This is a genomic window from Chamaesiphon polymorphus CCALA 037, from assembly GCF_003003845.1.
Taxonomy (GTDB): domain Bacteria; phylum Cyanobacteriota; class Cyanobacteriia; order Cyanobacteriales; family Chamaesiphonaceae; genus Chamaesiphon; species Chamaesiphon polymorphus.
Map to the genome: position 1 here is coordinate 1 of NZ_PVWO01000343.1, position 6,527 is coordinate 6,527.

The following is a 6,527-nucleotide window of genomic DNA, read 5'->3' on the forward strand; positions in this document are numbered from 1 at the left end:
AGACTCCAATCCAAATTTCAAATACGATTCAACATATCTACAACCTTATTCTATAATCTTCTGGCGGGAAGGGAGTAGCTATGTACGATGTGATGTTTGCTAAATTAGCTGCTGGGGATACGTTTAATCCTGATTGGACAACTGAATTTAGCAATCTATTGATGATGTTATTAGAACCACCTCTAGTACCGTATTATCATATTTTAGGTAGTAAGTTTTGCGACAAATTTTTGTTAAATAGTCGATAAATAGTTTGTTCATACCAAGGGCAATTTATGAATTGCCCCTCCTGGATGGATATCGGTTATTAAATCTGTACGTGTGTTTACAAAGACAAGGATATGATGAATTATCAAAAACAAAGAGAGCAAGTTTTACAACTATTCGATCGAGTTGGTGAATTGGCAAACGAGCATACCACCGATCGGGAACTATTCGAGGGGTTGACATTGGCTCAAAAGCACTTACTAGAAGAGAAATTATACGTGGTAATTTGCGGAGAGTTCAAACAGGGTAAATCGAGCCTGATCGATGCGCTAGTCAACGAACGCGATCTATTCCCAGTAGATGTGGATATTGCCACTAATATCGTATCTACCATCACCTATGGTACTGAGGAAAAAATTACCGTTGCCTTTGCGGATAACGATTGCCGTACCCAGTCGATTTCGCGTCGAGAAATCCCCGAATACGTTACAGAAAGTGGCAATCATCAAAATCGCAAGCAAGCCCAATTATTAGCGATCGAATCTCCCAATCCCCAACTCAAAGAAGGATTAGTCTTAGTCGATACTCCCGGAGTTGGGGGCTTGAATGTCGAACATACCGCCCTTACCTATAGTTTTATTCCTAACGCCGATGCGATTCTGTTTGTCAGCGACGCACTCTCGCCGCTATCGGCGAAAGAACTCAAATTTATCGCCGAACGGATCGTCCCCCACTGTCAAAATTTAATTTTTGTAATCACGAAAATTGATACGATCGATAATTATGATGCAATTATCGCTAATAATCGGCAAAAATTAGCCGAAGTATTAGATCGATCTCCCACCTCGATCGAGATTATCCCCGTATCTAGTGCCAATAAACTATCTTACCTAACCACTGGCGATCCAGAGGATTTAGCCGATAGTAACTTCTCAATCTTGGAAGCTAAACTATGGGAATTAGTCAGCCAACAACGGGGGCGAATTTTAATCCTCAATTCCCTCTCTAAAATCGGTCAGATTTTAAATTCACTCCAAATCCCTCTGGCATCGGAGTTATCAGCTTGCCAAGAAGAAAACAAACGGGAAATTCAACAGCTCACAGCACAACTTCAAGCTACCCAATCTCAGCTACAGGATTTACTCGGACATAGCAGCGATTGGCAACAGCAATTAAATCGCGGCATTGCCGATCTCCAAGATGAGGTAAACGATCGATTTCACAGTGGCTTTGCCAAAATTCAAAGCCATGCCAAGGAGTATTTAAACGACGATCGGATGTTAGAAAATCCTCGTTCGATTGCAAATTTACTAGAATCCGATCTCGACGCGCTGATATCCAAGCTGAGTCAGTATATCAGTCAAGCGGCGGAAGAATTACACACAGAGATCGAATCGAGTGCGGGTTTAGATATCGGTGTATTCACGATCGAACAAATTAACTATCAAAAAGCTACTGTCGAAAGAGATACCGTTAATACCAAACGCGCTCACGCCTTCGATCGCAGTCTAGCTGGTGCGCGCGGGTTGATGTATGGTTCTTCGGCTGGTGCGCTGGTGGGCGGTTTCCTCGGTGGGGCGATCGGGGGCGCTCTCGGTTTATTCGCTGGGGGTGCGGGCTGTATTCCCGGAGCGCAAATCGGCGCGAATATCGGTGCTGGTTTGGGCGCGATCGCAGGGATGGGGCGATCCGCTCAACAACAGTTAGCTCAATTGAAGGAAAAAGATCGGGTGGATCTCCAACGGGAAGTCGCACCGATTATTAACAATTTTCTCGATCTCAGTCGTCAATCTAGCCTCAAGTCCCTTAAGGATACCGTCAAACAGTTAGCTCGATCGATGCAAGATGAACTCAATCAAGAAATTCGGATCGCTAAAGGGGATTGTGAAGCCGCACTCAAATCGATCGATCGATCGCGGAGTTTATCTCGCGAACAAGCTACCGCGCGTGTCAAACAAATCCAACCCCTGCTAGAACAAATTCGTCAATTCCAACAACAGGCTCAACAGTTAACCACTCATGCTGTTACCCTCGATCGCCCCTTGTCGTCACCAGTAACGCCGATCGACGAGGGTACACCCACCCCAACCACTGCTACTATAAGCAATCGGGGAGGCTGGGCTGATGCCTGAACTATCTTTAGAGCAACGGGTAGACAACCTATTTCAATCCGCCCTAGATCTGACTTCGGGAAACCCAGATTTAGCGATCGTGGAACGCGAGTTGCGCCAATCCCTCGCTCGTCTCCATCAACCGATGCGAGTAGCGATCGTCGGTTTAATCAAAGCGGGTAAATCGACGATGATGAATGCGCTCCTCGGCGAACATCTCGTACCTACAGGTAATGTTGAAGCCACCTTTAACGTCAATGTCTTTCGCTGGGGCGATCGTCCGAGTTTGCAAGTTCACTACAAAGACGAGCGTCCCCCAGAAACTAAATCCTTCGACGAACTCCAATCCCTCACTCTGCGTGCGGCAGCTAACCGCGATTACCTGCGCTCGATTAAATATATCGAAGTCACTTATCCTAACTCGATCCTTCACAGCTTCGATCTCATCGATACTCCTGGATTGGAGTCTCACTATCGCGATGATTCGGATAATACCCGTCAATTTCTCCAATTACACGGCACCGAACTAAGTGAAGTTACCCAAGCCGAAGCCCAAGGAGCCGATGCGGTGATGTATTTGTTCGGTCACAGTTTGGCGATGGCGGATAAGGAAATTATCGAACTGTTTCAAGGTGGGGAAGTGAGTCAAGCCACGCCGATTAATGCGATCGGGGTACTGACAAAAACCGATCTGTACTGGAGCGATCCGAGTATTACCGAGCCGATGGTTGCTGCGGAGCGGGTGTGTCAGCGATTAGCCCACCATCCCCAAGCTCGCAATCTGTTTTATACGATTTATCCAGTCTGCGCCCATTTAGCTCTAGGAGCGCGAACTCTCACCGATCGAGAGTGGGACATCCTCGATCGGCTGATTACCATCCCCCCCGATCGATTCGAGCGCCTGTTGCGGAATATCAACCGCTTTAACGAGCGCGAATACCCCGATATTCCCATTCTTCCCCAGGAGCGTCGATTATTAGCCGAGCGGCTCGGCCAATACGGTGTATGGCAGGCTTACAATTTACGGCGATCGGGTAGTGGCGATCGCCACAGACTGATTACTGCGCTCCTCGAACATAGTGGGATCGATCGCCTCCGCGACACCCTCGTTTCCCATTTCGGCCATCGCGCCTATCTCATCAAACTAATTCGAGTTTTACGTCAGTTCAAAACTATCTACTTTCAAAGTCGTCCCAAATTAGCCGGAAAATCTCTGCAAGTTCTCGAAGAAATTGCCGGAAGATTTGAAGAGATAGAAACTCAAGAACATCGACTAATCGAATTAAATATCTTGCAGAATTTTTATCGTCGCAAATTAGATTTTGACGAACGAGAAACTCGCGATCTATTAGCTGTTACAGGTGAATTTGGGACTGACTGTGGCTCGAAATTAGACTTAGGAGAACGGGCAACCATCCCAGAAATGTTAGCAGTAGCGAACGAAAAACTCCATTACTGGCAAACTCGATCGGCAGATTATTTAACCATCGATCGAGATACCCTCACCGCAGCTAAAACGATGGCGCGTTCCTACGAATTAATTTTTCAACGTCTGCAACTGGCTAAAAATTATTTATATTTATGAGGTCAAAGATAATGACATTTACTAGAATTATCCACTTATTCGATCGTACTGAAGAACGAGAAATTCGACAACTAGCTCTCACCGCTGAAGCTAAAGTCCATCGGTTGAGTGGGGGCAATGCCCTACAATTCGATCAGGAACAAGATCTAGTGGTGATTTTAACATCGATGAATAAATTACTCGATCGATTGCTCGATCGATGGCACGATCGGAAACAAGAAGATAACTCCGCATCAACCGCGATCGTCCGCCATCACAAAAATGTAGATCCAAACCCCCCTTCTGTATCCTCACCCACCGATCTAGAGGAATCTACACCCATTCCTGCAATCCCCCTACTCCAAATATCGCCCTCCGCCGTGAGGACGATCGACTTACGGGATTGGTTACTGTTAGCTAATAGCACGCCCGCTCGCGAGAGCATCGCACCACAAATTTTAACTGTCATTGATGACAAACTCCGCAACATCCTAGCCACAGAAGGAATTATGGAAATTGTCGATACCGGAAACTTTGACACCCATCGCCATCAAATCGTTGAAACTCAGCCGACGATCGCACCAGAACAACACGAGACGATCGCTCGAACCATTAGACCTGGATATCGACACCACGATCGACTAATCCGATCGCAAGCAGTAATTCTTTACATCTTTGCTCCAGAAAATTCCACTGCCCCTGCATAAAACTAACCACAGCCAGTGATAAGTCAGTAGCCAGAAGTCAAAATTATGCTGTTCTGATGGGATTCGCAACCAAAAAACAGCACTGTCAACTGTCAACTTTTATCACAGGCTTATAAATATGAAAATGGTTTATCCTACTTGCAGCCAAGGTCACACTAACCCTCCCGGAGCTAAATTCTGTTTGACTTGCGGTGAAGCCTTGAGCGCGAATCAAAGAATTGCTACCGCCAATACATCCCCCTACACTCCAGCTAATAACTCTGGGTGCGGTCAAATCTTAGATACCTCCATCTCCGTACCGCCCCAGATTCAAGGGTGGAATTGGGGTGCGTTTCTCCTTGCAGGAATTTGGGCACCCTCCAATCGGGTGTGGATTGGCTTACTAGCTTGGATTCCCTATGTGGGTTGGATTGTAGCAATCTGGTTGGGATTGAAAGGCAACGAATTAGCCTGGAAAAGCAAACGATGGGCGAGTATCGAACAATTTAGAGAGCACCAAAAAAACTGGGCGATTGGTAGCGCGATCTGGACGATAATCTGCTTTATCATCGGGATTTTAATCGGGATGAGTTCTTAGCTGTAGCGACCCGCAATCATAAATCATCAAACCCAGATTAATTGGGGGAAACGCAGAATTGTTAAACTAAGCGACCATCTCACAACAGCCGCTCGTCTGCAAAACCAGAAGAAGATTTACCACCTCTGACCCTTACATCTCTGACAATAGGAGTTTGAGCATGGGTGATGAGGTGATAAATTCCATCACTAAAGTTACAGTTTGCCAATAATTCAATGGATGATATTTGGTTGATTTTAGTTTGGGGTCAAACACTATCTGTTGGAGCCTGAGTGTGGCAGAATTCTTAACCCGGTTTTTGGTTCTAATGCTGATACTGTTGACTTCGCCAACAGTATCAGTAGCAGTACGCAAGCATACCTGACCATTATCTACATGGTATTGATGAATCCAGGTTTGGCGGAGAATATCCACAACTGGTATTTGCCGCAGCCATTGAGGTGTTGTTTCATCATCGTATATGGCTTTCAATAGCTGCATTCCGTCTGTGCCAATGGTTTCAGCATACACCTTACGAGCTACAATCCCCTTCGGCAAACGATATTCTTCTACTGCACGTTCATAGCGGCCAAACCATTCATCCGGTACCCAGGAACGTAACCACTCGGGCGCGATTGTAGCCAAAGCATTAAGCACGGCACGCAACGTCTCGCCCACACCCTCAAGTCGATTTAGAGTGCGGATTGCCGCCAGCACATGTGTTGAATCAGAACGCTGTTGACCTCTTTCTTTCAGCCAGCCACGCTCTGTGAACTGCTTTAAAAGGTTATCTAGTAGATGTTGGGAGGCATCACCTGTGATTAATCGTGCTCTAAACTCGCACAGCACCGAAAAATCAAAACCAGGGTCGGTCAATTCTAGATCGAGAGCATATTTCCAATCAATCCTACTGCGAACTGCCTCTGCTGCTTGTCGGTCTGAAAGCTCTTCCATAAATTGCATCATACAGACTAACGCTAAGCGCCAAGGACTAACAGCAGGTTGTCCATGCGTAGGAAACAATGCCTCAAAATCCCGATCGCTGTAGAGAGTGCCAATTTCATCCCGCATCGTCATGTACAAATTACCTTTTGGGAAAGCTACATGATCAACACGAGCCGTTTCTGCTGAGATAGAGCTTTTTGTTTGAAGTTGAAGCACTTTTCCTCTTTGTGCCTGTTGATTATGGTGGGGGTAATACTAGGCACATAATAATTGTCCCACATTTGCATTTTTGACTTCGCCAACAGTATCCAATGCTACTCAACCCCCTTCCCCATCAACAACTCCTCCAGCATCCCAGAAGCACCCTTTTGTTCCTGCCGTCGATTATCATCGTACAAATTCAACGTATTCTGATTGCTATGCCGACTCAACGCTTG

The 6,527-nt window shown here is 46.1% G+C and carries 5 protein-coding genes and 1 pseudogene; 5 read left to right on the forward strand and 1 reads right to left on the reverse strand.

Annotated features, from left to right (window positions below; all coding sequences use genetic code 11):
• Positions 1–80: 80 nt before the first annotated feature.
• The 5 genes from C7B77_RS30245 (at position 81) to C7B77_RS21070 (ending at position 5,166) form a co-directional block, all read left to right on the forward strand.
• Positions 81–248, forward strand: a complete 168-nt coding sequence (locus tag C7B77_RS30245) for a hypothetical protein (RefSeq protein ID WP_181243950.1) — start codon at positions 81–83, stop codon at positions 246–248.
• A gap of 93 nt (positions 249–341) precedes the next feature.
• A complete protein-coding gene (locus C7B77_RS21055; RefSeq protein WP_106309442.1) occupies positions 342–2,339 on the forward strand; it encodes a dynamin family protein in 1,998 nt (665 codons plus the stop codon).
• Positions 2,332–3,903, forward strand: coding sequence for a dynamin family protein (locus tag C7B77_RS21060; protein ID WP_106309445.1), 1,572 nt, complete (start codon positions 2,332–2,334; stop codon positions 3,901–3,903). The genes C7B77_RS21055 and C7B77_RS21060 overlap by 8 nt, the downstream gene beginning before the upstream one ends.
• Before the next feature lie 11 nt (positions 3,904–3,914).
• A complete protein-coding gene (locus tag C7B77_RS21065; RefSeq protein WP_181243951.1) occupies positions 3,915–4,589 on the forward strand; it encodes a nucleotide exchange factor GrpE in 675 nt (224 codons plus the stop codon).
• 118 nt (positions 4,590–4,707) lie between these two features.
• A complete protein-coding gene (locus C7B77_RS21070) occupies positions 4,708–5,166 on the forward strand; it encodes a zinc ribbon domain-containing protein (RefSeq protein WP_106309451.1) in 459 nt (152 codons plus the stop codon).
• A 336-nt stretch (positions 5,167–5,502) separates the two neighbouring features.
• Here C7B77_RS21070 and C7B77_RS21075 read toward each other — a convergent pair.
• Positions 5,503–6,306 (reverse strand): annotated as a pseudogene (locus tag C7B77_RS21075) (transposase); the annotation flags it as partial.
• Positions 6,307–6,527: the final 221 nt, after the last annotated feature.

Bases quoted from the DNA above. Each gene is read 5' to 3' on its own strand.
- C7B77_RS21065 (WP_181243951.1), top strand. From the start codon at position 3,915: ATGACATTTACTAGAATTATCCACTTATTCGATCGTACTGAAGAACGA.
- C7B77_RS21070 (WP_106309451.1), top strand. From the start codon at position 4,708: ATGAAAATGGTTTATCCTACTTGCAGCCAAGGTCACACTAACCCTCCC.
- C7B77_RS30245 (WP_181243950.1), top strand. From the start codon at position 81: ATGTACGATGTGATGTTTGCTAAATTAGCTGCTGGGGATACGTTTAAT.
- C7B77_RS21055 (WP_106309442.1), top strand. From the start codon at position 342: ATGATGAATTATCAAAAACAAAGAGAGCAAGTTTTACAACTATTCGAT.
- C7B77_RS21060 (WP_106309445.1), top strand. From the start codon at position 2,332: ATGCCTGAACTATCTTTAGAGCAACGGGTAGACAACCTATTTCAATCC.